We start from the raw sequence: 24,933 nt of genomic DNA on the forward strand, positions 1-24,933 counted from the left end.
GATAACTATTTTGTATTGAGTAAACATGTTTAAAGAATCTCCAATTATTCGCCGAAAATCCCGTCAAATCATGGTGGGAAATGTCCCCGTTGGTGGTGATGCGCCAATCACGGTTCAGTCCATGACTAATACTTCAACGACGGATGTTGAAGCTACTGTTGCGCAGATAAAATCTTTAGAAGCCGTTGGCGCAGATATAGTTCGGGTGAGTGTGCCAACCATGGATGCTGCGGAAGCATTTCGAGAAATTAAAAAACAGGTTAAGGTTCCGTTAGTTACAGACATTCACTTTGACTATAGAATCGCTCTAAAAGTCGCGGAATACGGAGCTGATTGTTTACGAATTAATCCCGGAAATATCGGTCGAGAAGACCGTGTTCGTTCAGTGGTTGAATGCGCTCGAGATAAAAACATCCCTATTCGAATTGGTGTTAACGGTGGCTCACTTGAAAAAGATATTCAAGAAAAATACACAGAGCCAACGCCAGAAGCATTGCTCGAATCAGCGATGCGTCATGTTGATATTCTAGATAGATTAAATTTTCATGAATTTAAAGTCAGCGTAAAAGCGTCGGATGTATTTTTAGCGGTAGGAGCATATCGTTTACTCGCTAAACAAATCGATAATCCTTTGCACCTTGGCATCACCGAAGCAGGCGGTTTGCGTTCTGGCTCAGTAAAGTCCTCTGTCGGTTTAGGTATGTTATTGTCTGAAGGCATTGGTGATACTTTACGTGTTTCTTTAGCCGCCGACCCTGTTGAAGAAATTAAAGTCGGTTTTGATATATTAAAGTCACTTAAATTACGTAGCCGCGGTATTAACTTAATTGCATGCCCAAGTTGTTCAAGACAAGAGTTTGATGTGATTTCAACCGTGAACGCATTAGAAGAACGTATTGAAGATATTCTTACTCCTATGGATGTTTCTATTATTGGCTGTATCGTCAATGGTCCAGGGGAAGCGACTGTTTCAGATCTAGGATTAACCGGTAGCAGTAAAAAAAGTGGCTATTATTTAGATGGTATACGTCAAAAAGAACGCTTTGATAACAATAATTTAGTTGATGAGTTAGAGCAACGTATTCGTGCCAAAGCAAAAATGGTTGATAAAGCGAATAAAATTGAGATCCAAGAAATAGATTAATTCCAACAAAGCTTAGCAGTCGCTTATTTACGTTTCTGTGTAAACTGCCTATAATGCGCGCTTTATTTTTAATTTTCAGCAAACAGAGAGAACCACTTAGGTGAGTAAAACAATTCAAGCAATTCGAGGGATGAACGACTGTTTACCAACGGAAACAAATATTTGGCAAATGGTTGAGTCAGTACTGCGCCGTGTCGCGAGTAATTATGGTTTTGCTGAAATTCGTATGCCCATTGTTGAGTCGACAGCTTTGTTCAAGCGCTCTATTGGTGAAGTTACTGATATTGTTGAAAAAGAAATGTACACCTTTGATGATCGCAATGGTGATAGTTTAACTTTGCGACCTGAAGGTACCGCTTGTTGTGTTAGAGCCGGAAATCAACATGGTTTGCTCTATAATCAAGAGCAGCGTTTATGGTACATGGGACCAATGTTTCGCCATGAACGGCCACAAAAAGGTCGTTATCGTCAATTTCATCAATTTGGCCTAGAAGCCTTTGGTATTGCAACGCCAGACATTGATGCGGAAATTATTTTACTGACTTCTCGACTTTGGCGGGAACTTGGTCTCAATGAGTTTGTCACACTAGAGCTAAATTCATTAGGTTCAAATGAAGAGCGAGTAAATTATCGCGATGCGTTAGTTGAATTTCTAACAGCAAAGCAAGACTTACTTGATGAAGATTCAAAGCGACGTATGCACACTAACCCATTAAGAGTGTTAGATAGCAAAAACCCTGAAGTTCAAAAGGCTTTAGAGGGGGCGCCAAAACTGGCTGATTATTTCGGTCAAGACTCACTTGAGCATTTTGAAGGTGTTTGTCAACGCTTAGACGATGCCGGCATTGAATATGTGATCAATGATAAATTAGTGCGTGGTTTAGATTATTATAATCGCACTGTTTTTGAATGGGTTACGGATAGTTTAGGCTCACAAGGCACAGTATGTGCTGGTGGCCGTTATGACGGATTAGTTGAGCAATTAGGCGGAAAAGCAACGCCTGGAGTTGGTTTTGCTATTGGGATAGAACGTCTTGTACTGATGCTAACGAGTTTAGAGAAAGTGCAAAATATACGCCCACAAGTTGATGCATATATCATTATGTTAGGAGAGGGCGCTGACACAAAAGCTAATGCGTTAGCGGAACAATGGCGTGATGAAGTCAATGAAATAAGAATTCAATGTCACTGTGGTGGTGGCAATATGAAAAAACAAATGAAACGTGCAGATAAGTCGGGTGCGCAAATAGCTATTATAATCGGAGAAGATGAAATAGCTAACCAAGCGGTGACGATCAAGTATCTGCGCGGACAACATGAACAACAAAGCATGGCGTTTGCAGAAGTGCCGAGTTTATTATCAAATATAATTAAGGGTTAATAGTGTCTGATCATCAAACAGAAGAACAACAAGTAGAAGCAATTAAAGCGTTTTGGAGCGAAAATGGCAATGCGATTATTGCCGGTTTAGTATTAGGTTTCGCCGGTTTTATTGGTTATGGCTATTATCAAGAAAATAAATTAGCGCAGGAAGTGAATACTTCAGAAGCGTATCAAAACGTTGTCGAGTTATCATCAGGCGATGAAAAAACTTACCTTGCTGAAGGCGAAAAATTTATCAGTGAAAATGGCGATTCTAGCTATTCAGTCTTGACAGCACTTGCGTTAGCAAAAGAGGCTGCTTCTCACAAAGATTGGGCAAAAGCTGCAGAGTATTTAGCAACCGCACAAGAAAAAGCTACCAACCCAGGGCTAAAGGCGATTGCGACAACGCGTCTAGCGCGAGTACAAATTGAGTTAGCACAATATGACAATGCGTTAAGTTCCTTAGCGACTCCATTACCCGCCTCTTTTAAGGCAAGTGTTGAAGAGATCAAAGGTGACGCTTATTTAAAACAAGACAAAGTTGATTTAGCAAGAAATGCTTATCAAGCTGCTATTGATGCATCAGAGCAAGCAAGCCCTGTATTACAGATGAAACTTGATGATCTTGCACAACATAATGTGTTAACGAAGTAATTTTGGCGGATTATTTCGCAAATTATTAATTTTTTAAGCCACTGTATAGTTCAATTTAAAGTAAACTATACAAACGTTGGAGCATTAAGTGCTTAATTTTAAAAATATTATTCTTAATAAAAAGCTGTTTCTCGCTTGTTTATTAACTTTAGGATTGATGGCTTGTTCATCGACAGAAGATGAAATAGATGAAACAGAGCCGGTTGAATTAACCGAAATTACGCCTTTATTTACCCCGCAAGTGATTTGGGATGATACTGGTGAAGGCGTTGGTGATTATTTTTCACGCCTAAAAGCAAAAGTCGCTTATGGTAAAGTCTTCACGGCAAGTCGAGAAGGTTTTGTTTATGCACATGACGTGGTAACAGGTAAACAAGTTTGGCAAACAGACTTACGAGAAAATAGCGAAGACAGTGGTTTTTTTACCAGCTTAAAACCAGCATTAATAAGTGGCGGCCCTATTACAGGTATCAATAAAGTCTTTATTGGTAGTGAAAACGGTAAAGTGTTTGCTTTAGATGCAGAAACCGGTGAAATTTCTTGGCAAGCTAAAGTGAAAGGTGAAGTCATTTCTGCACCAGCATTTGATGCTGGTACGTTAGTTGTTAATACTGTTTCAGGTGTTTTAAAAGCATTTAATGCTACTAATGGTGAAGTTCAATGGCAGATTGAACAAGATGTCCCACCTTTGACTCTTCGCGGAGTGAGCTCTCCAGCCATTGCCGCTGGTGGTGTTGTTGTAGGGGCAGCAGACGGTAGCTTAACGATCTATATCTTGGCTGATGGTCAACAAGGTTGGACATCTGAAGTTGGTGAAGCAACTGGGTCAACTGAATTAGAACGAGTTATCGATATTGACTCAAAACCGCTCATTTATGGCGATACTGTCTATGCTGTTTCGGCACGAGGTCATTTAGTGGCGATAGAATTACGTACTGGCCGCATGTTATGGAAACGTCAATATTCTTCTTATCGTCAATTATCGATAAGTGGTAATACTATTTTCTTAACGGATATCAAAGGCCATATTTATGCCATAGATCGCATCAATGGCTTAGAACGTTGGAGTCAACAATCGTTTACTAATCGAAATGTAACAGGTCCTGCGGCATTGAAAAATTATGTTGTCGTTGGTGATTTTGAAGGCTACCTACATTGGTTAGATCAGGAAACGGGTGAACTTGTTTCGCGTCACCATGTTGATGGTAGTGGCATATATACTACGCCAACGGTTGCCGATGAAATCTTATATGTACAATCACGTGATGGTGATTTACAAGCGATAAAAACACCGTAAGGTTTTTTATCAGCTAGAATTAAAACGGCTCCTCGCATTGCGTAGGAGCCGTTGTTTGTTATTTAAATGGCATAAAAAATAATATTTTTATGCAAAGTAAATTTTTAGAGGTAATCATGCTTCCTGTCGTAGCCCTTGTAGGGCGTCCAAATGTTGGTAAATCAACATTGTTTAATCGTTTGACGCGTAGTAGAGATGCGCTTGTTGCTGACTACCCAGGCTTAACGCGTGATCGTCAATATGGACAAGCGCAAGTTGAAGAGCACCCCTTCATTGTAATTGATACCGGCGGTATTCATGGTGACGAGCAGGGTATCGACGCCTTAATGGCCGAACAGTCATTAATGGCAATCGCTGAAGCTGATGCTGTGTTGTTTATGGTTGATGCGCGTGCAGGATTAACTTCTGCAGACATTGGCATTGCTGATTATTTACGTAAACAAAATAAAAAAGTATTTCTAGCTGCTAATAAAGTTGATGGAATAGATGCTGATTCTGCTGTTGCTGAATTTTACGCCTTGTCGTTAGGGGAAACGGTTCATCAAATTGCTGCAGCACATGGGCGTGGAGTTACTCAATTATTAACGCTTGCCTTAACGCCACATATTGAAGCCTTAGGCGTTGAAAAAGCTGATCTCGAAGAAGAGCCACAAGAGCTTTCAGAAGAAGAGATCAACGAACAAGCCCCCAAAGAATCAGATAAAATAAAATTGGCTATTATCGGTCGACCTAACGTTGGTAAGTCGACTTTGACTAACCGTATTCTCGGTGAAGAGCGCGTAGTGGTTTATGATATGCCAGGTACAACCCGAGACAGTGTTTATATTCCGATGGAAAGACATGGTCGAGAATATACTTTAATTGATACTGCGGGTATTCGTCGCCGTAAAAATGTTACCGATGTAGTCGAAAAATATTCTGTCATCAAAACCCTGCGGGCGATTGAAGATGCCAATGTATGTTTATTGATTATCGACGCTCAAGAAGGTATTTCAGATCAAGATCTTAGTTTATTAGGTTTTATTCTTGAAGCTGGTCGTTCGTTAGTCGTTGCGGTAAACAAATGGGATGGCTTAGATGATCATGTGAAAGATCGTATCAAAACAGAACTTGATCGACGTTTAGGATTTATTGATTTTGCTCGTATACACTTTATCTCTGCGTTACATGGTACTGGAGTAGGACATTTATACGAGTCAGTTGAAGAAGCTTTTGTTTCTGCAACTAAACGAATTTCAACATCAATGGTGACCAAAATATTAGATATGGCTATTTTTGATCATCAGCCACCTATGCATAATGGTCGCCGTATCAAATTAAAATATGCTCATGCGGGTGGATATAATCCACCGTTAATTGTGATACATGGAAACCAAGCAAAACAATTACCTAACTCATATAAACGTTATTTAATGAATTATTACCGTAAGTCATTAAAAATAATGGGCACACCGATAAGAATTGAGTTTAAAGAAACGTCAAACCCATTTGCGGGTAAGAAAAAGTTAACCTTTACCGAACAAAAGAAATTGGCGAGAAAAACGCAAGGTTACAAAAAGTCGGAAAATTAACACACATCGAATTCACGCTCAATCAAATGATTGAGCGTTTTTATTTCGCTCAAGTGATAAATTGTCATTTATTGTGAGTAGTTAAATTGCTTTTCGTTATATTTTTGACTAGTGTATTTATTATTACTTTTATAATGAATAGCTTACATACCTATTAACTATGTCTTTAGCGCCAGTCAAAATAGAAACCTTATCAAGAATTAATAATAACCTTGGCTTAATGCAAGCAGGTTCTATTGTCAGTATTGATATCAGCACACCCGCAGGCCAAAAAGGAAAGTTTCGTAGTACCTTCGTAGGTTTTTTGGCAAAACAGTATGTTTTGATACAAATTCCTGATTCAAGCAAAATGGGCAATTTCGGCCAATTTATAACTCAAGGTACAGGAGTGACTGTACGTGGTCTTATTGAAGGCAATGAAGGCTCAGTTGCGGCTTTTGTTAGTAGCATTAAGCAAACAATTCAATTGCCGTCAAAACTGATGGTTCTAGAGTTTCCAACGTCCATGAGTGTGCAAAGTTTAAGAAAGTCGATTCGCGTTGACACGGATATTCGCGCTAAAGTTCGGATTGAAAAAAACTTTTGGGAAGGAATGATCACCGATCTTTCTAAAAATGGTTGTCAATTAAGAGTAGATAATGGCGAAGAAATATCATTAGCAACCGATAAGAGTATTGATTTTGTGATTGAAACATTTCCTGAATTAGGGACATTAAAATTTTCAGGAGAAATGTGTAGCCAAAAACAAATCACCAATGGGATGTCTTTAGGAATAAAATTTAACGAAGCACATAAAAATTCAGTGGTTAAGTTACTTTACCATGTGGTCACAATGGAACTTTAGTTTATTTCTGATCGTTTATACTCACCACATTTGCTTCAATAATACCGTCTTTCACTTGAATGTTAATTTTTTCATCAAGTTCAATTTGATGTACGCTTCTAATAATACCGCTTTTACTCCTACTAACACTATAACCTCGTGCAATGGTTGCAAGTGGGCTGACAATGTTTAGCTGTTCAATTAGATGGACAAAGTTTTCACTTTTTCGCGCTAAAATTTGTTGCATCGCATGAATTAATTGTTGCCTTTGCTGCTGTACTATTTCATGTTTATGCAAAATACCTTGCAGCGGAGAAAGTAAAGTTAAACGTTTAGTTAAATGCATGGGTATTACTTTAAAACGTTGAATTTCACGTTTTAATGCTTGCTCAAGTCGTATGGCAAGTTCATCCGCCTTTTGTTGGTAAACTTGTAATTTTTGCTCTGGATGTACTTGAGATAGTCGATGTTGTAACGATTGCATAACTTGTTGTTTGTTCGACAGGGTTTGGTGAATATTTTGCTGTACGCGTTGACTTAATACCGTCAGTTGCGTCAAAGTCTCGCTCAAATCTTGTGAAACTAATTCTGCAGCAGCAGAAGGTGTTGGTGCTCTTAAATCTGCGACGTAATCAGATAATGTTGTGTCTATTTCATGACCAACAGCGCTGATAGTTGGAATTTTGCTATGAAAAATGGCTTCTACGACGTCTTCTTCATTAAAAGGCCAAAGATCTTCTAACGAACCGCCGCCTCTGCCCACAATTAGGACATCGCATTCTTCTCTCGCGTTAGCCTGATCGATCGCCCTAACAATATCAAACTTTGCCTGCTCGCCTTGTACTACTGCCGGATAAATGACGATTTGAATGCTAGAGTTTCGACGTTTAAGGACTGAAATAATATCTTTGACCGCAGCGCCAGTTGGCGAAGTGACCAAGCCAACTCGAGTAATATGTTTAGGGATTTGTTGTTTAAATTGTTGAGCAAATAAGCCTAACGCATTTAATTTTTGTTTAAGTTGTTCATATTGTTGCTTGAGTAATCCTTCACCGGCTTCTTCCATCAATTCAATAATTATTTGAAAGTCACCTCTGGGCTCATATAAAGAAACTTTTGCACGAACAAGTACTTGCTGACCATTTTTTGGAGTGATCCGTGTCCGTTGGTTTTTTCCTTTAAACATCGCACACTTTACCTGTGACTTGGCATCTTTTAGTGATAAATACCAATGCCCAGAGCTTGCGGCGATGAAATTAGATATTTCACCACATAACCAGACAGTATTTAGTTCGCTTTCAAGCATGAACTTTACTTTTTTGGTTAGTTCACTTACTTGTAAAATATGCTTTGTAGCCATAAAAATAGTTACTTTATCAAATGTTAATCAGGATCTAACTTCTATTATATATTTGTTTAAACTATCTATGGCAATTTATTTCACTAAAATTTTAAAATTTAAGTTGTCCTAAGCTGATAAAACGGTTAAAATTCTGCCGCAATATTCACTCCCTAACCACACCTTTTTAGAGAGATGTTGCGATGCTAAGAATTGCCCAAGAAGCCTTAACTTTTGATGACGTATTACTTGTTCCTGCCCATTCAAAAGTGCTCCCACACACGGCCAATTTAAAAACTAAATTGACACGTAAAATTGATTTAAATGTACCCATGATTTCTGCGTCGATGGACACAGTAACAGAAGCCCGTTTGGCTATTACATTAGCGCAAGAGGGCGGCATTGGCTTTATTCATAAAAATATGACTATTGAAGAACAAGCTAAAAATGTTTCATTAGTGAAAAAGTATGAAAGTGGCATCGTTAGCGATCCTGTTACTGTTACTCCGAACGCTACGATTTTAGATACCATGAAACTAGCTGATGATTTGGGCTTTTCTGGTTTTCCTGTTGTTGATGATACCAATAATTTAGTGGGTATTATCACTGGACGTGATTTACGTTTTGAAACTGATTTAACTAAACCTGTTTCTGAGTTAATGACGGTTAAAGAAAAATTAGTGACGGTTGAAGAAGGCGCTGAACGAGAAGAAATTTTGTCGTTAATGCATGAACATCGTATTGAAAAAATACTAATGATCGATAGCGCGTTTAAATTAAAAGGTTTAATTACCGTAAAAGATTATCAAAAAGCGGAAAGTAAACCTAATGCGTGTAAAGATGAGTTAGGTCGTTTACGTGTTGGCGCTGCTGTTGGAGTTGGAGCAGGAACTGATGAACGAATTGATGCTCTAGTTGGCGCAGGCGTTGATGTACTTTTAATTGATACGTCACATGGCCATTCTCAAGGTGTACTTGATCGCGTTAGCGAAACGCGACAAAAATATCCTGATTTACAAATTATTGCTGGTAATGTTGCCACAGCAGCAGGTGCGAAAGCATTAGCTGATGTTGGTGTTGATGCAGTAAAAGTTGGTATAGGTCCAGGCTCTATTTGTACAACGCGCATTGTTACCGGTGTTGGTGTGCCGCAATTAACGGCAATTTCAAATGCAGTTGAAGGATTAAAAGGTACAGATATTCCAGTTATTGCAGACGGTGGCATTCGTTTTTCAGGTGATATTGCAAAAGCGTTAGTGGCAGGTGCTCACTGTGTTATGGTGGGTTCAATGTTAGCGGGTACGGAAGAATCGCCAGGTGAAGTGGAGTTATATCAAGGACGCTACTATAAATCATATCGTGGTATGGGCTCATTAGGTGCCATGGCACAAAAAGATGGCTCAAGCGACAGGTATTTCCAGAAAACTGATGGCGAAGCAGATAAATTGGTACCTGAAGGTATTGAAGGACGTGTTGCATATAAAGGTCCTGTTGCGGCAATCATTCATCAGCAAATGGGCGGGTTACGTTCATCTATGGGGTTAACAGGGTCTGCGACCATCGAAGAAATGCGAACTAAACCTGAATTTATGAAAATATCGTCAGCGGGTATGGGTGAATCACATGTGCATGATGTGACCATAACAAAAGAAGCCCCTAATTATCGTATGGGATAAAAAGGCTGAGGCCTTTTTTAACGATTTTAGCGTTGTCGATTCTCACCTACTAAAGTAGGCTCCGAGTCTCCGCCTTAAACTCGATAAAAAATACTCACAGCATATTGTTGCAGTAGTAAAAATTTAAGCAGGCTGACTTTCATTACTATGATGTAAGAGAATTTCAGCCTGTTGTTATTTTTAGCAAGTTTTAAAAATAACATTTATAAAAAGTGCTGTTATTTAATTTTCAGCGCTTCACTTTAAAAGAAACAGGAATTATTCATGACGACAAATAAAGATATTCATGATTCACGTATTTTAATTTTGGACTTCGGTTCACAATACACGCAGCTGATTGCACGTCGTGTTCGTGAAATTGGTGTTTACTGTGAGCTTTGGGCTTGGGATGTTACTGAAGCGCAAATTAAAGAATTCAATCCTACGGGGATTATTTTAGCTGGCGGCCCTGAGTCAGTGACAGAGCTGAATTCTCCACGTGCTCCTGAGTATGTATTCAATGCAGGCGTGCCTCTTTTGGGTGTGTGTTATGGCATGCAAACGATGGCAGAGCAATTAGGTGGCGGTGTTGAAGGTTCTGAACATAAAGAATTTGGGTATGCGTCAGTAGAAGTTATTGCAAAATCTGAATTATTTAAAAATATTGAAGATAACGTGAGTGAAAATGGCAATGCGTTATTAGACGTGTGGATGAGCCATGGCGATAAAGTGTCCGCTATTCCTGAAGGTTTTACTACTATCGCGCAAACACCAAGTTGTAAATTTGCTGCAATGGCGCATGAAGAGAAAAAATTCTACGGTGTGCAATTTCATCCGGAAGTGACTCATACTAAACAAGGTATGCGTATGCTTGAGCATTTTGTTGTTGATATTTGTCAGTGTGAAAAGCTATGGACGTCGGCGTCTATCATTGAAGACGCTATCGCTAAAATGAAAGCACAAGTCGGTGATGACGAAGTGGTATTAGGTTTATCTGGTGGCGTTGATTCGTCAGTGGTTGCCATGCTTTTGCATCGCGCTATTGGCGATAAGTTAACCTGTGTTTTTGTTGATAATGGTTTGCTTCGGTTAAATGAAGGTAAGCAAGTGATGGATATGTTCGGTGATCATTTTGGTCTCAATATTATCCATGTCGATGCTGAAAGTCGTTTCTTAGATAGGTTAGCCGGTGAGGCGGATCCTGAGAAAAAACGTAAAATTATCGGTAATGTATTTGTTGAAATTTTTGATGAAGAAGCAAGTAAGTTAACCAATGCAAAATGGTTGGCACAAGGCACTATTTACCCGGATGTGATAGAATCTGCAGCTTCTGCAACAGGTAAAGCGCATGTGATCAAGTCGCACCATAATGTCGGTGGTTTACCTGAAGATATGGAACTTGGCCTAGTTGAACCATTACGTGAACTATTTAAAGATGAAGTCCGTAAAATTGGTTTAGAGTTAGGTTTACCTTACGATATGCTTTATCGTCATCCATTCCCAGGTCCTGGTTTAGGTGTTCGAATTTTAGGTGAAGTGAAAAAAGAATATGCTGATTTACTGCGTCGTGCAGATCACATTTTCATTGAAGAATTACACAAACATGATTTATACAAAAAAGTCAGCCAAGCGTTTACTGTATTCTTACCTGTGCGTTCGGTTGGCGTGATGGGTGATGCACGCAAATATGACTGGGTTGTAAGTTTACGTTGTGTTGAAACGATTGATTTTATGACCGCTCGTTGGTCTCATTTACCGTATGATTTCTTAGGGTTAGTGTCGAACCGTATTATTAATGAAATTGATGGTATTTCGCGCGTTGTTTACGATATCTCAGGTAAGCCGCCTGCGACTATTGAATGGGAATAATTAATTAAGCGTTGTTTAAACTTGCTGTAATTTACAATTTCATCGTCAAACGTACTCACTGACTAACGTCTGCTCCGTGCGATTTCCTTGAATTAGTCAATTACCACTGCGTTAAAACATCACTTAAAATATATCTAAAGAAATCCTCAATGTTGAAAGGCCTTGAGGTTTTCTTTTTTAAAGCAATATAAATAATCAAACCATGAAGTTAAAAGTTCTAGGGCGTGTTGAACGTTCGAGTTTGTTTTTGCAGCAATTTGTTTGGTATTTATACAAGGCAGCACTTGCGCCGTGTAGTTATTCTACTCAAGTCAAGCGTTAACACAGTAGAACAGCCAAACAGATGCTACCGAAGGGGTCAACTAAACGCCTCCTGCTCTTTGTTACTTGAATTAATCATAGAATGACTATGCAATAATCCAAGTGCCGCATTCAGAAGCCGTTTGTTTTGAACGAAATTCATACAGCAAAGTTCAATACGCCCTAGTAGGAAGGCGATAGGGGTAAAAATGATAGAAAGATTAGAAACCAAACAACGCATGAGCCGTATTGTTAAACACAACGGCACGATATATTTATGTGGACAAGTGTGTACTGATGCGTCAAAGGGGATTACTGAGCAAACGCAAACCATGTTAGATAAAGTTGAAACTTTGCTTGAGCAGGCCGGTAGCTCAAAAGAACATATGTTATCCGCCACTATTTATTTAAAAACAATGGCTGATTTTGCAGCGATGAATGCAGTTTGGGATGCTTGGGTACCTCAAGGTTATGCACCGGCGAGAGCGTGTGTTGAAGCGGCAATGGCACGTGATGTGTTATTGGTTGAGATTTCAGTAGTAGCGGCTGAAAAATAAAGCGTTTTACAACGTTTACATTTTTTCTATCGTGAAACACTATTCACACCACTGTAATAATTTACAGTGGTGTTTTTTTTATGTATGCTTAATTTCTTTCTGGTGTGAATTTTATTAATTTAAGGATGAGTAATGATAAAGTTGTATGGTTTTGGCAGTGCATTTGGCGTGATTGATGCGAGCCCATTTGTGGTTAAAGTTGATTTATTTTTAAAGCTTGCAGGCATCGATTATCAATTTGTCGCCGATTTTAATAATTTAAAACAATCACCAAAGAATAAATTGCCTTTTATAGATGATGAAGGTGAGAAAATTGCTGATTCTGCTTTTATTATTAAATACTTAACTGAAAAATATCAAATAAAACTTGATGATCACCTCAACGATGAACAACAGGCTCAACTGTCATTATATACTCACGCGTTAGATGAAAGTTTGTATTGGATCTTAGTATATTCTCGCTGGTCAAAAGAGGAAACTTGGCCGGTCATCAAAGAAGCCTTCTTTAACGAACTCCCACTCCCATTAATGTGGTTTTTACCCAATATGTTGCGTAAAGGTGTGGTTAAAACTCTAGCAAGACAAGGATTTGGCCGACATAGCGAGTCTGAATTACTCACTAAAGCAGAGGAACACTTTTCTGCCTTATCAACTTTATTGGGCGATAAAGATTATTTTTTTGGTGAGCAAGCATGCTCTTTTGATGCCGTGGCTTATTCATCATTATGTCAATTTATCAGCGTTGATTATTTTAATAACTTTAATCAGCAAGCCCGTAAATACGAAAATTTAGTACAATACTGCCAACGTATTGAAGCAAAGTACTATTTAAACTCGTAATGACAAATAAACTTACCAGTTCGCTAAAAGAAATATTTGGTTTTGATGATTTTCGTCAAGGGCAAGAACAAACTATTGTCCAATTACTGCAAGGCCATTCATCGTTAGCTATTTTTCCGACCGGCTCTGGAAAATCTTTATGCTATCAATTTACCGCAACGCAACTGCCACATTTAACCTTATTAGTGTCACCTTTATTAGCGTTAATGAAAGATCAGTTAGCGTTTCTTGCAAGCAAAGGAATAGCTGCAGCCAGTATTGATTCAAGTTTAACCGCCGAGCAAAACCAACAAGTGATGGCCGAAGCAAGAAATGGTCAGTTAAAAGTATTAATGGTCTCGGTTGAGCGATTTAAAAATGAACGGTTTCGACAATTCATTAGCAAGGTGAAAATTTCAATGCTAGTGGTTGATGAAGCACATTGTATTTCTGAATGGGGTCATAATTTTCGTCCTGATTATTTAAAGTTACCATCCTATCAGCAAGCCTTAAATATTCCGTTAGTGTTATTACTGACAGCGACAGCGACGAAGAAAGTAAAATTTGATATGGCGGATAAATTTGCCATATCGGCAGATCACATAGTGCAAACAGGCTTTTACCGTAAAAATTTAACCTTATCGGTTATTCCTGTGCTTGAACATGAAAAAAATCAACAATTAATAACCGACATCCAGCAACAAATAGGATGCGGTATTGTGTATGTGACTTTACAGCAAACGGCTGAGCAAGTGGCTGACTTTTTAGTGAAAAATGGTTTGAATGCACAGGCATATCATGCCGGTTTTGATAGTGAAATGCGTGCAAAAATCCAAGATCAATTTATGTCAGGCCACGTGGAAATTATTGTTGCTACTATCGCTTTTGGAATGGGGATCGATAAATCAGATATTCGCTTTGTTATTCATTATGATTTACCAAAATCTATTGAAAACTATAGTCAGGAAATAGGGCGAGCAGGGCGAGATGGTTTGCCATCAAATTGTATTACATTAGCAAACTTAGATGGTTTAAATACAGTTGAAAACTTTGTTTATGGTGATACCCCCGAATTAAGTGGTATTGAGTATGTGCTGAGTAATATCAAAGACGAAAAACAAGCTGGTCGCTGGGAATTACAAGGGTTAAGTTTGTCGAATGCCAGTAACATTCGTCAATTACCGATGAAAACACTGTTAGTGCAACTTGAACTTCATCAAGTCATTAAGCCACTGTATGCTTATTTTGCTGATTTTAAATATAAATTTATAACCACTCAAAATGAAATATTAAATGCCTTCGAAGGAGAACGTAAGGCGTTTCTCCAGGCGGTTTTTCAGTATACTCAGTTCAAAAAAGTATGGGGTGAACCTGATTTTGAGCAATTGTTTCAACATTATCAATGTGAACGAAGTCGAGTGGTTGCTGCGCTAGAATATCTGCAAGAATTAGGACATATCGTATTAGAAACGAAAAAAATCACCGAAGTTTTTAGTATTAATGACACCGCTTTATCGACACCATTGTTAGCTAAAAAATTACATGATTACTTTCTCGAAAAAGAGCAAAGTGAAATAAAAAGAATTGCCGCATTGGTTCGTTTTTTTGAATTAGAACAATGCTTGACTCATCATCTATCGTTATACTTTGATGAACAAAGCTCGCCTTCTCATTGTGGTCATTGTTCTGTATGTAGTGGGAAGGTAGCAAAATTGACATATTCTTCCGTAGTAAACATGCCCAGTGATGAACTACTTAAAAAATATTTAGCAGAAGTAACTGAATTATTAAAAGCTAAAAGTCAAAATGCCATCTCTGTTGAAACCTTAACTCGATTTTTAACCGGCTTGATGGTGCCGTTATTCTCGCGGACTAAAGTGAAACAGCTTCCCGGATTTGCTTGTTGCCAGCATATACGTTTTCAAGAAGTGAAAAAGAAAATTCAGGCACTTAATATCGCGTAATTGACATTGAAAAAAGATTAAATAGTTAAACAATATTTAGCTTTCGGCTATTATGTTAGATTGAACAAAACAATTTCGACCTTGTTCTTTTGCTAAATATAGAGCTTTATCGGCATTTTTCACCATGGTTGTTTTATCACTTGTTTTTGAAACTTGTTCGAGATGAAAGCCAATTGAACATGTAACGTATTTCCCCGCCTTTCCCTTATCGTGTTCATCTTTTGCATTTTGCCATTGTTCAATGATGGCTTGAGCAAATTTTATGAACATATTTAACGTTATTAAAAGTAAATATTCTTTAAATTTCAATTAAATACTGCGAAAGCTTTAAGTTTAAATGAATGATGCTCGATTTATTTTTTATATTTTTGTAATAAATTTGCACAAAAACAGACTAGATGATTAAGAAAGTCATTTGCTAAAGGTGAACATTATGGAAATTATTCAATTAATAGTATCAACCAGTGTTATTGTTGCAGGAATACTACTCGTTGGTTTTCTCAATAAACGTTATGAGTTAGGGCTTGAGGATAATACATCTGGAGGCTGGGCATTTTCAAATTGTGCAAGTTATCCAAAACGTTTGGCAGAAAAAGATCAAATTATTAAGAATTTATCTGAAAGAGTAGCCGTTTTAGAAAAGTTAGTCACAGATCCACAAGAGCAATTAAAGCAAGAGATTGATAGCTTATAAAGTGATGCAATCCCAATATATGTCTTTATAACCCCTGTTTTGTTGCCAAAAAAGCTGAAACACTTTTTTGGCATCATAGAGTTTTTAATGGCTATGACCACATCCGCCCTCGCCATGAACATGGCCATGAGCTAACTCTTCTTCAGTAGCGTCACGTACTTCTAATATTTCCACGTCAAATTTTAAATCAATACCAGCTAACGGGTGATTACCATCGACAGTGATTTCATCTTCTTGTACGTCAACTACAATAACCGTTTGCTCGCCTTCATCCGTAGTTGCTCGAAGTTGAGTACCAACCTCTAAATCTTCAATTTCTGCAAACATTGCTTTAGGAACCGTTTGAACATAATCATCAAAACGCTGACCATATGCTTGCTCGGCGCTGACTTCTACTTCAAATTTGTCACCTGCAACATGATCAACTAAAGCGTTTTCTAGGCCAGGAATTAAATAACCTGTGCCTTGGATAATTGATAATGGGCTATGATCGTATGAACTGTCGATTAATGTGTCTTCGCTATCAGAAACGGCATAATGTAAAACGACAACTTTCTTATCTGTTATTTGCATGGGTTCTCCTAAAGGTAATTATTCTTCATTAAGCGTATAAGGCAGATCAATGATGGAAAGCGAAGACGCAGGATGATCTTTTATACGTAATTGTGTGGATGACGTTATGTCGTTATTTAACACTGCTTGAATATAACATTGGCCATTATCGGCTTGGTAAATACTGGTTATATCCCCGGCTTTACGCCAGTTTTCGCCTAACTGTTTTTCGATAACTTGGGTTTTTATTTCTCCCGTATTTTCACCTGAAAGGCTAAATAGGGCTTTTTTATTCTTGCCTAAATACTGCATACGAGCGACAGTTTCCTGTCCTAAATAACAGCCTTTAGTAAAGCTTATTCCTTGTATCGCTTGCATATTTAACATTTGTGGCACGTACTCATTGTCGCTTTGTAATGTTAACGATGGGATCCCTTCAAGGATCTCGAGTAACGTCCATACCTGACTTGAAAATACAGGAAATTCAAAACTGGTCATTAAGGTGTTGATATTTTCTGTTTCATCAATCATTAAGTAACGGGTCACTTTGCCAGCTATATAAACTAATGTGGTTGTACCTTGTTGAATGACCGGCGTTAAGTTATCAGGAATTTGAGTAAACTTTGTTTTTAATTTTTCTGTTGCTTGCTCGCCGACTACTGCGATAAAACTTAGTTGTTCAGCGGGCAATATTTCAACTTTGGCAAAAACGCCAAATTTTTTCAATTCAGCCAATGATCCTTCAAGGGTTGATTTAGGTTGAAATAAAAGATGTTGTTGCTGACGATTAAATAAACGAAAACAAGAAAAAACTTTTCCTTTCGCATTACAGTGTGCGCCATTTAGCAAACTTTTTTGCTCAAGTTCATTTACATCACAAGTGACTTGTCCTTGTAAATATTTACTTTGCTCTTCACCCATTAATGAAATCGCAGAGTAATCGTCCAATGAAATCAAGTAATTATTGGGTAAATTCTCTAATGAGGGCTTTGTTGTGTCTATTGTGATTGTCATAGCAGCTTAAAAATATCAAAACATGACATAGTAATAGGGGCGAGAGTGTAAAAATGCAAGCGTTAGACTAAACTATAATTTACACTTTTCTTGTTATCAAATGATGGCGTTTAAGCCGTTGAGTTTGTTACAATAGCAGTAATATTGAGAACCAAGGGTGTACTATGTTAACTGTAGGGTCGGTAGAAAAAGACAAATCAAGATTAAAATGGGCGTGCCGCCGTGGCATGTTAGAGCTTGATGTGCTGTTTATGCCGTTTGTCGATGAAGCTTGGGAACATTTATCAGATGAAAACAAAGCAATCTTTGAACGTTTATTAGTTTGCCAAGATCCTGAACTTTTCGCTTGGTTTATGGGACATGAGGAATGTAAGGATGCAGAACTCAACTCAATGGTGCAATTTATACTCGGGAGAGTCAAAGTATAATATCCGGTTAGTTAAATCGTCTAATCAACAGGCAATTCAGTACTGCATTGAGGCGATAACTTTATTGCTTGTTTGCTATATTATTCATCAGCTTTATATGCTGGCTATTATTACATCTCCCCTTAAATCAACGGTGAATATTGCGTTAATTTTATGTATCGTGATTATTGTCATGAAAGGTTATCATCGCTTACCAAAGCATCAAATTAAGTATTTGGTATTGCACAATAATGGTTTAATAGATTGTGATCGCCATAGTCAATTATCGTTACACTTGAATAGTCGTATTGGTTGGTTTGGTTGTTGGCTCATTTTAATTGATAGTCGTTCGAAACAGCTTGTTAACCCAATTAAACTTTTTATTTTTAAAGATAGTCTTTCCCCGCGAGATTATTGTCGGTTATCACGAGCTGTTTTATCGAATCATCGTAAAAAATCTACTTCACCTTCACCCCATTAAAACAAAAGGGTGCTTTGTAACCTTAGGTGTGTAAATTATAGATCTTCAGAAGAAAGAATTGTCATATTAATTTCATCACTTAGTTCAGGATAATCTAAAGTATAATGCAAACCTCTGCTTTCTTTACGCTGCATCGCACAATGAATAATTAATTCAGCAACTTGTACTAAATTTCTCAATTCTAATAAATTATTGCTCACTCGGAAGTTTTGATAATAGTCTTCAATTTCTTGTTGTAGTAATTCAACCCGATGTAATGCGCGTTCTAATCGTTTGGTGGTTCTAACAATACCAACGTAATCCCACATGAACAGTCTCAGCTCATGCCAATTATGTTGAATAACGACTTCTTCATCAGAGTCCGTTACGCGGCTTTCATCCCAATCAGGCAATTCAATGTATTTTTCTGTGTTAGGTAAATGTTTTTCGATATCTTCAGCCGCTGCTTTTGCAAACACTAAACATTCCAATAATGAATTACTGGCCATTCTATTTGCGCCGTGCAACCCAGTATAAGAGACCTCTCCGATAGCATATAAGTTTTCAACATCAGTTTTGCCTTGCTTATTTATCATGACGCCACCACAGGTATAATGCGCTGCAGGTACAATCGGCATTGGCTGCTTAGTCATATCAATGCCTAAAGAAAGGGTTTTTTCATAGATAGTTGGGAAATGTTGCATGATAAATTCAGGTGATTTATGGCTGATATCTAAATACATGCAGTCAGCACCGAGGCGCTTCATTTCGTAATCAATGGCACGGGCGACTATATCGCGAGGCGCGAGCTCTGCGCGTTCATCAAAACTAGGCATAAAACGACTACCATCTGGTCGTCTTAAAATCGCACCTTCACCGCGAAGCGCTTCGGTTAATAGAAATGTACCGGCTTCAGGATGAAATAAACACGTTGGATGAAATTGATTAAACTCCATATTAGCAACACGACAACCTGCGCGCCAAGCCATAGCGATACCGTCACCGCTGGCAACATCAGGGTTTGAAGTATATTGATAAACTTTACTTGCTCCGCCGGTCGCTAAAATGGTTTTTTTAGCAAAGATACGTTCAACTTTTTCACTATTACGGTTCCAAACATATGCGCCAATACAATGTTTGTTTTTGTCTTCTGAATTTTGACAAACTAAGTCAATGGCGTTGTATCTTTCAAAAACTCTTATTCTGTTATGGTTATTCACGCGATCAACGAGAGTCGTTTGTACCGCTTGCCCGGTAGCGTCTGCGGCATGAAGAATACGGCGATGGCTATGACCACCTTCACGGGTTAGGTGATATTTTACTTTGCCGTTATCATTATCATTATCGTTATCTTCTTGATCAAAATTAACCCCTTGTTCGATTAACCATTCTAAACAACTACGAGCATTTTCAGCGGTATACTGTACAATGTCTTCATTACAAAGACCTGCACCAGCAATTAATGTGTCGGAAACATGGGATTCAATACTATCATTTTCATCAAAAACAGCGGCAATTCCTCCTTGTGCATAAAAAGTAGAGCCATCGTTGACTCGGCCTTTACTTAAAATGACAACATCTGCATTTTTTGCTAAATGAAGAGCAAGAGATAAACCTGCTGCGCCACTGCCAATAATTAGCACGTCACAATTGTGTTGTTGATTCATAAATGATTGATTTTCATGTATCCTATTAGATAAATAAATTTTAACGTTTATTCGGCGCAGAGAACAGAAAAAACGGACTATATCGATTAATTTAAGTTTTTTTTAATTTATTTAGAACTTTTTCACACAAGTCTAGTCCTACTTGATGTGTTTGCTATGAGCCAAATTGAAAAGTTAACGAGTTTTAGGAGTATTGGCTCGGATGAGCGAACAAAATGTCGACCAAGTTTTGGTTGAGCGGGTGCAACGTGGTGATAAAAATGCGTTTAACCTGCTAGTTACAAAGTACCAACATAAGGTGGCAAATTTAGTTTCACGCTATGTTAAAAATCATAGCGATGTTCCAGATATAGTACAAGAAGCATTTATTAAAGCGTATCGCGCTTTACCTAATTTTAGAGGGGATAGTGCTTTTTATACATGGTTATATCGTATTGCGGTTAACTGCGCTAAAAACCATATGGTTGCCAGTGGCAGAAAACCACCAGGATCAGATGTTGAAATTGAAGATGCAGAGATTTATGATGCTGGTGATGCGCTAAGAGAAAATGCATCACCTGAAAAATTATTATTAACCAAAGAAATTAAGAGTGTAATTTTTAATACTATTGAGCAGTTACCAGAAGATTTACGTACGGCAATAAATCTTCGAGAGCTTGAAGGATTAAGTTATGAAGAAATAGCTACGATTATGGAATGTCCTGTTGGCACAGTACGTTCACGAATTTTTAGAGCACGTGATGCTGTAGATAAAAAAATCAGGCCATTAATTCAACGCTAATTTTATCGGTTTTTTTAAGGTGTATATATGAGTGAAAGTAAGTTTGAGACAGTTTCATCATTAGTTGATAATTATCAAACCAATGATGATGTTTTTGACGAATTAGTTAAAGACAACCATATGTCCGAAACTTGGCAACGTTACCATATGATTGGTGATGCGATGCGAGACGAATTACCTCATTCGTTAAATACTGATTTATCTACAAGTATTGCTAATGCAATTGCTGAAGAGCCTACCGTTCTTGCGCCAATCGCGAAACCAAGCTTTACAGAATCTGTAAAAGCTAAAGTAGTACAATTTTCTAAACCATTTGGACAAGTTGCTATTGCCGCATCTGCCGCCGGATTAATGGTGATAGGTGTCCAACAAAATGTTGCAGAGACTGATCCTTTAGTCCCTAATCCAATTGTTCAAACTGTTCCTTTTGGTGGCATAGCTGAGCCAGTTAGCTTAAATTATCAACAAAATGATAGAGCTTCCAAGCAACAAGCCATGGTTGAACAACAACGACGTTTTCAGGCACTATTACAAGATCATAAACAACAACTTAAATTTACAGCATTAGCGGAAAAAGCAGAAAATGCTGAAAAAGAGGTTACCAATCCGGTTAAATGAAGTTATTAATTTGTTTTTTAATGCTGGGGAGCTTAAGTTCTTCAGCATGGTCTGCTGAGACCGAATCTCCTGAAACAGCTGATGTATGGCTAGCTCGTCTTTCTCAATCTTTACAAACCTTAAATTTTAGTACCTCTTTTGTGGTGGTTAAAAATAACCATGCGGAACCTTATCATTGGTTTCATGGTGTAACCGATGAAAATGTTGAATTAGAAATATTATCTTTACTTAATGGCCCTCGCCGAGATGTGCTTAGAAAAGATAACACGATTAGTTATATAGAACCCGAATTACCGCCTTATTCCGTACTTTCCGCCAACCTTACTGGTCCAATTCCTAATATTTTAAGTGGTGATATTCATACGTTATCAACTACTTATAATTTCATACCTGTGGGTAAAAGTCGTATTTTAGGGCGTAGTGCTCAAATTATTCGCATCGTCCCTAAAGAAGCTAATAAGTACGGACATTGGTTATGGTTGGATGAAAAAACAGGGTTGTTATTAAAATTAGCAATTGTGACAGGAAAAGGACAACCACTTGAACAAGTGCAGTTTACTCATTTAGATATTACAGAACAACCTGCTGAGAGTTTAAAACAACTACAAGACACTGAATTGCCAAACGTTGTTGATATTCCACATGGTTACCAGCAACAAAAATTATCATGGAAAGTAAATTGGCTTCCTGCTGGCTTTGAAAAAATTAATGCTAATCGTCATCGAATTGCTTCGACAAAACAACCAGTAGAATTTATTTTATTTGGTGACGGTTTGGTTGATATTTCAGTTTATGTGACTCAAAGCCAAGAAAAACAGCGTTCTGTAGATTATGTTATGGATGGAGCAACAGTTGCACTGAGTCAAGTAGTAAATGGTATAGAAGTGAGTGTTGTTGGCAAAATACCTTCCCTAACAGCGAAAAAAATAGCAGATTCGGTAACGTTATTAGTTAGGACTCAACCATGATTAAAGAAGAGGCTCGGGTGACTGCAATAACACAAGATAGCGTGACGGTCGAAAGTATCGTCAAGTCTACCTGTAGTGGTTGTCAGCAATTAGAGTCCTGCGGAAGTGGCCAACTAGCGAAAGCGTTTCCTCAGAAAAAGACGACTTACACCGTCAGCTCTGAATTATCGGTAACAGTCGGGGATCGAGTTATAATTGGTTTGTCAGAAAAATTATTGTTATCAGCAGCTTGGCAAGTATATATCTGGCCTTTAATCGGCCTGTTTATAGGTAGCTTTTTAGGCCAATCTTTACTTGACGCTAACTTGATATCGCATGAATTGTGGGCCTTGCCAATGGCTATTTTGGGTAGCTATTTGGGGTATTTTCTCGCTAAACGACAACAATTTATTATGCGTGATAAACCCGAGTGGCATCCTACCTTAATAGATGTTTTACCAACAAATAAAAAGGATTGATAGCTTAGTTTCAAAGCTTTTATCAAATCTTAATCATTAAATTAACCTAACTTTCCTCGATTATCGTTATTAATATTCAACAAAAGATAGCCCCAAGAGGCTAAATTAGCTAAAATCTCGCCACTATTGATTTTATAAAACGTTTAACTGAATTTTCATCTATGAAACATATCCGAAATTTTTCTATTATTGCCCATATTGACCATGGTAAGTCGACACTATCTGATCGTTTGATCCAGCATTGTGGCGGGTTACAAGACCGAGAAATGGCAGCACAAGTTCTTGATTCTATGGATATTGAACGTGAACGTGGTATTACCATTAAAGCACAAAGTGTCACGTTAGATTACCTGGCAAAAGATGGTGAAACATATCAGTTAAACTTTATCGACACGCCAGGTCATGTTGATTTCTCTTATGAAGTATCTCGCTCGCTCGCTTCATGTGAGGGAGCATTGCTTGTTGTTGATGCTGGTCAAGGTGTTGAAGCACAAACAGTTGCCAACTGTTATACCGCGATTGAAATGGATCTAGAAGTATTGCCGATTTTAAATAAAATTGACTTACCGCAAGCAGATCCTGACCGAGTTAGTGAAGAAATCGAAGATATTATCGGTATTGACGCGACAGGCGCAGTGCAATGTTCGGCTAAAACAGGCATTGGTATTGAAGATGTTTTAGAAACGATTGTTGAAAATATTCCTCCGCCAGAAGGCGACCCTTCGGCTAATCTCCAAGCGCTGATTATTGATTCTTGGTTTGATAATTACCAAGGCGTAGTTTCATTGGTTCGAGTGATGAACGGTGAAGTTAAAAAAGGCGATAAAATGGTGGTGATGTCAACAGGACAAACCCACATTATTGATAAAGTAGGTATTTTCACGCCAAAACAAACAGATACTGGAGTATTAAAAACCGGTGAAGTTGGTTTTATCATTGCAGGTATCAAAGAAATACATGGTGCACCTGTTGGTGATACTATTACTATTGCCAAAAAAGAAGCTGCTGAGCAATTACCTGGCTTTAAAAAAGTACAACCACAAGTCTATGCGGGTATTTTCCCTATTAGCTCAGATGACTATGAAAATTTTAGAGACGCGTTAAATAAATTAAGTCTAAATGATGCATCGTTAGTGTTTGAACCTGAAAATTCATCGGCACTTGGTTTTGGTTTCCGTATTGGTTTCCTTGGTATGCTGCACATGGAAATTATTCAAGAGCGTTTAGCAAGAGAATATGATCTTGATTTAATCACGACCGCACCAACGGTAAATTATGAAATTGCTTGTACTGATGGTGAAATTTTATCTATTGATAATCCTGGTGATTTACCACCGATTAATAATATCGATGAGATCCGCGAGCCAATTGTCCAAGCTAATATTTTAGTACCACAAGAACATTTAGGTAATGTAATTACCTTATGTATCGAAAAACGTGGTGTTCAAAAAGATATTATTTATCATGGCAATCAAGTGGCTGTCACGTACGAGTTACCGATGGCAGAAGTAGTGATGGACTTTTTTGATAAGTTAAAGTCAACCAGTAGAGGTTATGCTTCTCTTGATTATCACTTTGTTCGTTTTGAAGCTGCGGATATGGTACGTGTTGATGTGATGATCAACGGAGATCGCGTTGATGCATTAGCGATGATCACCCACAGAACGAACTCAGTGTCTCGTGGCCGTATGTTAGTTGAAAAATTGAAAGAACTTATTCATCGCCAAATGTTTGATATTGCAATTCAAGCAGCTATTGGCAATAACGTTATCGCACGTACCACGGTTAAGCAACTTCGTAAAAATGTAACGGCTAAATGTTACGGTGGTGATATTTCTCGTAAGAAGAAATTATTACAGAAACAAAAAGAAGGTAAAAAACGTATGAAACAAGTAGGTAATGTTGAAGTACCTCAAGAAGCGTTTTTAGCCGTCCTTAAATTAGAGAATTAATAGGG

24 protein-coding genes are annotated in these 24,933 nt (G+C 38.0%); 19 read left to right on the forward strand and 5 right to left on the reverse strand.

What is annotated here, in order from left to right; all coding sequences use genetic code 11:
• Nucleotides 1–25: 25 nt before the first annotated feature.
• The 6 genes from ispG (at nt 26) to ABXH06_RS04965 (ending at nt 6,875) form a co-directional block, all read left to right on the forward strand.
• The gene (gene ispG / locus ABXH06_RS04940; RefSeq protein WP_311579760.1) at nt 26–1,144 is read left to right on the forward strand and encodes a flavodoxin-dependent (E)-4-hydroxy-3-methylbut-2-enyl-diphosphate synthase; all 1,119 of its coding nucleotides are present in this window, start codon (nt 26–28) and stop codon (nt 1,142–1,144) included.
• Between the two features lie 100 nt (nt 1,145–1,244).
• The gene (gene hisS / locus ABXH06_RS04945; RefSeq protein ID WP_311579762.1) at nt 1,245–2,525 is read left to right on the forward strand and encodes a histidine--tRNA ligase; all 1,281 of its coding nucleotides are present in this window, start codon (nt 1,245–1,247) and stop codon (nt 2,523–2,525) included.
• A 2-nt stretch (nt 2,526–2,527) separates the two neighbouring features.
• Complete coding sequence (locus ABXH06_RS04950) at nt 2,528–3,163, forward strand: YfgM family protein (protein WP_353517479.1); 636 nt, start codon at nt 2,528–2,530, stop codon at nt 3,161–3,163.
• 88 nt (nt 3,164–3,251) lie between these two features.
• Entirely contained in the window at nt 3,252–4,460 is a 1,209-nt protein-coding gene (gene bamB / locus ABXH06_RS04955) for an outer membrane protein assembly factor BamB (RefSeq protein WP_311579770.1), read from the forward strand.
• A 116-nt stretch (nt 4,461–4,576) separates the two neighbouring features.
• Complete coding sequence (gene der, locus ABXH06_RS04960; RefSeq protein ID WP_353517480.1) at nt 4,577–6,031, forward strand: ribosome biogenesis GTPase Der; 1,455 nt, start codon at nt 4,577–4,579, stop codon at nt 6,029–6,031.
• 160 nt (nt 6,032–6,191) lie between these two features.
• A complete protein-coding gene (locus ABXH06_RS04965; protein WP_311579776.1) occupies nt 6,192–6,875 on the forward strand; it encodes a PilZ domain-containing protein in 684 nt (227 codons plus the stop codon).
• A 1-nt stretch (nt 6,876) separates the two neighbouring features.
• Here ABXH06_RS04965 and xseA read toward each other — a convergent pair whose 3' ends face one another.
• Nucleotides 6,877–8,214 carry an exodeoxyribonuclease VII large subunit gene (xseA, locus tag ABXH06_RS04970; protein ID WP_353517481.1) on the reverse strand — a complete coding sequence of 446 codons (1,338 nt, stop codon included), beginning with the start codon at nt 8,212–8,214 and terminating at the stop codon, nt 6,877–6,879.
• Nucleotides 8,215–8,396: 182 nt separating this feature from the next.
• Here xseA and guaB point away from each other — a divergent pair, with 182 nt between their 5' ends.
• The 5 genes from guaB (at nt 8,397) to ABXH06_RS04995 (ending at nt 15,357) form a co-directional block, all read left to right on the forward strand.
• Nucleotides 8,397–9,869: an IMP dehydrogenase gene (gene guaB / locus ABXH06_RS04975; protein ID WP_353517482.1), complete on the forward strand. Its 1,473-nt coding sequence runs from the start codon at nt 8,397–8,399 to the stop codon at nt 9,867–9,869.
• A gap of 264 nt (nt 9,870–10,133) precedes the next feature.
• Entirely contained in the window at nt 10,134–11,717 is a 1,584-nt protein-coding gene (gene guaA / locus ABXH06_RS04980) for a glutamine-hydrolyzing GMP synthase (RefSeq protein ID WP_353517483.1), read from the forward strand.
• 509 nt (nt 11,718–12,226) lie between these two features.
• Nucleotides 12,227–12,574, forward strand: a complete 348-nt coding sequence (locus ABXH06_RS04985; protein WP_353517484.1) for a RidA family protein — start codon at nt 12,227–12,229, stop codon at nt 12,572–12,574.
• A gap of 132 nt (nt 12,575–12,706) precedes the next feature.
• Nucleotides 12,707–13,414 (forward strand): glutathione S-transferase family protein, encoded by a 708-nt coding sequence (locus ABXH06_RS04990; RefSeq protein WP_353517485.1) that lies wholly within the window; start codon nt 12,707–12,709, stop codon nt 13,412–13,414.
• Nucleotides 13,414–15,357 carry a RecQ family ATP-dependent DNA helicase gene (locus ABXH06_RS04995; protein ID WP_353517486.1) on the forward strand — a complete coding sequence of 648 codons (1,944 nt, stop codon included), beginning with the start codon at nt 13,414–13,416 and terminating at the stop codon, nt 15,355–15,357. Before ABXH06_RS04990 ends, ABXH06_RS04995 begins: the two co-directional genes overlap by 1 nt.
• A 36-nt stretch (nt 15,358–15,393) precedes the next feature.
• Here ABXH06_RS04995 and ABXH06_RS05000 read toward each other — a convergent pair whose 3' ends face one another.
• Nucleotides 15,394–15,627, reverse strand: a complete 234-nt coding sequence (locus ABXH06_RS05000; protein ID WP_353517487.1) for a diguanylate cyclase domain-containing protein — start codon at nt 15,625–15,627, stop codon at nt 15,394–15,396.
• A 163-nt stretch (nt 15,628–15,790) separates the two neighbouring features.
• Here ABXH06_RS05000 and ABXH06_RS05005 point away from each other — a divergent pair, with 163 nt between their 5' ends.
• On the forward strand, nt 15,791–16,051 hold the full coding sequence (locus ABXH06_RS05005; protein WP_311579801.1) for a hypothetical protein: 261 nt from the start codon (nt 15,791–15,793) through the stop codon (nt 16,049–16,051).
• An 84-nt stretch (nt 16,052–16,135) separates the two neighbouring features.
• Here the strand turns inward: ABXH06_RS05005 and ABXH06_RS05010 are convergent, their stop codons facing one another.
• Entirely contained in the window at nt 16,136–16,624 is a 489-nt protein-coding gene (locus ABXH06_RS05010) for an FKBP-type peptidyl-prolyl cis-trans isomerase (RefSeq protein WP_311579804.1), read from the reverse strand.
• Between the two features lie 18 nt (nt 16,625–16,642).
• Nucleotides 16,643–17,617: a tRNA-modifying protein YgfZ gene (gene ygfZ, locus ABXH06_RS05015; protein WP_353517488.1), complete on the reverse strand. Its 975-nt coding sequence runs from the start codon at nt 17,615–17,617 to the stop codon at nt 16,643–16,645.
• Nucleotides 17,618–17,781: 164 nt separating this feature from the next.
• Between ygfZ and ABXH06_RS05020 the strand changes: the two genes are divergently transcribed.
• Both ABXH06_RS05020 and ABXH06_RS05025 read left to right on the forward strand, forming a co-directional pair.
• Nucleotides 17,782–18,045 carry an FAD assembly factor SdhE gene (locus ABXH06_RS05020; protein ID WP_303453082.1) on the forward strand — a complete coding sequence of 88 codons (264 nt, stop codon included), beginning with the start codon at nt 17,782–17,784 and terminating at the stop codon, nt 18,043–18,045.
• Complete coding sequence (locus ABXH06_RS05025) at nt 17,993–18,505, forward strand: protein YgfX (protein ID WP_353517489.1); 513 nt, start codon at nt 17,993–17,995, stop codon at nt 18,503–18,505. The genes ABXH06_RS05020 and ABXH06_RS05025 overlap by 53 nt, the downstream gene beginning before the upstream one ends.
• Before the next feature lie 35 nt (nt 18,506–18,540).
• Here ABXH06_RS05025 and nadB read toward each other — a convergent pair whose 3' ends face one another.
• A complete protein-coding gene (gene nadB / locus ABXH06_RS05030; RefSeq protein ID WP_353517490.1) occupies nt 18,541–20,151 on the reverse strand; it encodes an L-aspartate oxidase in 1,611 nt (536 codons plus the stop codon).
• Between the two features lie 202 nt (nt 20,152–20,353).
• Here nadB and rpoE point away from each other — a divergent pair, with 202 nt between their 5' ends.
• From rpoE to lepA, 5 genes are all read left to right on the forward strand, one after another.
• A complete protein-coding gene (gene rpoE, locus ABXH06_RS05035) occupies nt 20,354–20,932 on the forward strand; it encodes an RNA polymerase sigma factor RpoE (protein ID WP_311579819.1) in 579 nt (192 codons plus the stop codon).
• Between the two features lie 27 nt (nt 20,933–20,959).
• Nucleotides 20,960–21,550 (forward strand): sigma-E factor negative regulatory protein, encoded by a 591-nt coding sequence (locus tag ABXH06_RS05040; RefSeq protein ID WP_311579822.1) that lies wholly within the window; start codon nt 20,960–20,962, stop codon nt 21,548–21,550.
• Entirely contained in the window at nt 21,547–22,518 is a 972-nt protein-coding gene (locus tag ABXH06_RS05045; RefSeq protein WP_353517491.1) for a MucB/RseB C-terminal domain-containing protein, read from the forward strand. The genes ABXH06_RS05040 and ABXH06_RS05045 overlap by 4 nt, the downstream gene beginning before the upstream one ends.
• Nucleotides 22,515–22,976 (forward strand): SoxR reducing system RseC family protein, encoded by a 462-nt coding sequence (locus ABXH06_RS05050; RefSeq protein ID WP_353517492.1) that lies wholly within the window; start codon nt 22,515–22,517, stop codon nt 22,974–22,976. The genes ABXH06_RS05045 and ABXH06_RS05050 overlap by 4 nt, the downstream gene beginning before the upstream one ends.
• A 161-nt stretch (nt 22,977–23,137) precedes the next feature.
• Nucleotides 23,138–24,928 carry a translation elongation factor 4 gene (gene lepA, locus ABXH06_RS05055; protein ID WP_311579832.1) on the forward strand — a complete coding sequence of 597 codons (1,791 nt, stop codon included), beginning with the start codon at nt 23,138–23,140 and terminating at the stop codon, nt 24,926–24,928.
• Nucleotides 24,929–24,933: the final 5 nt, after the last annotated feature.

Origin of the sequence: Thalassotalea sp. SU-HH00458, from assembly GCF_040362795.1 — a bacterium.
GTDB classification, from domain to species: domain Bacteria; phylum Pseudomonadota; class Gammaproteobacteria; order Enterobacterales; family Alteromonadaceae; genus Thalassotalea_H; species Thalassotalea_H castellviae.

Coding starts and splice junctions, on each gene's coding strand:
- guaA (WP_353517483.1), top strand. CDS start 10,134: ATGACGACAAATAAAGATATTCATGATTCACGTATTTTAATTTTGGAC.
- ABXH06_RS04965 (WP_311579776.1), top strand. CDS start 6,192: ATGTCTTTAGCGCCAGTCAAAATAGAAACCTTATCAAGAATTAATAAT.
- ABXH06_RS05045 (WP_353517491.1), top strand. CDS start 21,547: ATGAAGTTATTAATTTGTTTTTTAATGCTGGGGAGCTTAAGTTCTTCA.
- ABXH06_RS05025 (WP_353517489.1), top strand. CDS start 17,993: ATGCAGAACTCAACTCAATGGTGCAATTTATACTCGGGAGAGTCAAAG.
- rpoE (WP_311579819.1), top strand. CDS start 20,354: ATGAGCGAACAAAATGTCGACCAAGTTTTGGTTGAGCGGGTGCAACGT.
- ygfZ (WP_353517488.1), bottom strand. CDS start 17,617: ATGACAATCACAATAGACACAACAAAGCCCTCATTAGAGAATTTACCC.
- ABXH06_RS04995 (WP_353517486.1), top strand. CDS start 13,414: ATGACAAATAAACTTACCAGTTCGCTAAAAGAAATATTTGGTTTTGAT.
- ABXH06_RS05010 (WP_311579804.1), bottom strand. CDS start 16,624: ATGCAAATAACAGATAAGAAAGTTGTCGTTTTACATTATGCCGTTTCT.
- ABXH06_RS05000 (WP_353517487.1), bottom strand. CDS start 15,627: ATGTTCATAAAATTTGCTCAAGCCATCATTGAACAATGGCAAAATGCA.
- guaB (WP_353517482.1), top strand. CDS start 8,397: ATGCTAAGAATTGCCCAAGAAGCCTTAACTTTTGATGACGTATTACTT.
- ABXH06_RS05020 (WP_303453082.1), top strand. CDS start 17,782: ATGTTAACTGTAGGGTCGGTAGAAAAAGACAAATCAAGATTAAAATGG.
- ABXH06_RS04990 (WP_353517485.1), top strand. CDS start 12,707: ATGATAAAGTTGTATGGTTTTGGCAGTGCATTTGGCGTGATTGATGCG.
- xseA (WP_353517481.1), bottom strand. CDS start 8,214: ATGGCTACAAAGCATATTTTACAAGTAAGTGAACTAACCAAAAAAGTA.
- ABXH06_RS05040 (WP_311579822.1), top strand. CDS start 20,960: ATGAGTGAAAGTAAGTTTGAGACAGTTTCATCATTAGTTGATAATTAT.
- ispG (WP_311579760.1), top strand. CDS start 26: ATGTTTAAAGAATCTCCAATTATTCGCCGAAAATCCCGTCAAATCATG.
- ABXH06_RS05050 (WP_353517492.1), top strand. CDS start 22,515: ATGATTAAAGAAGAGGCTCGGGTGACTGCAATAACACAAGATAGCGTG.
- lepA (WP_311579832.1), top strand. CDS start 23,138: ATGAAACATATCCGAAATTTTTCTATTATTGCCCATATTGACCATGGT.
- ABXH06_RS05005 (WP_311579801.1), top strand. CDS start 15,791: ATGGAAATTATTCAATTAATAGTATCAACCAGTGTTATTGTTGCAGGA.
- ABXH06_RS04985 (WP_353517484.1), top strand. CDS start 12,227: ATGATAGAAAGATTAGAAACCAAACAACGCATGAGCCGTATTGTTAAA.
- nadB (WP_353517490.1), bottom strand. CDS start 20,151: ATGAATCAACAACACAATTGTGACGTGCTAATTATTGGCAGTGGCGCA.
- der (WP_353517480.1), top strand. CDS start 4,577: ATGCTTCCTGTCGTAGCCCTTGTAGGGCGTCCAAATGTTGGTAAATCA.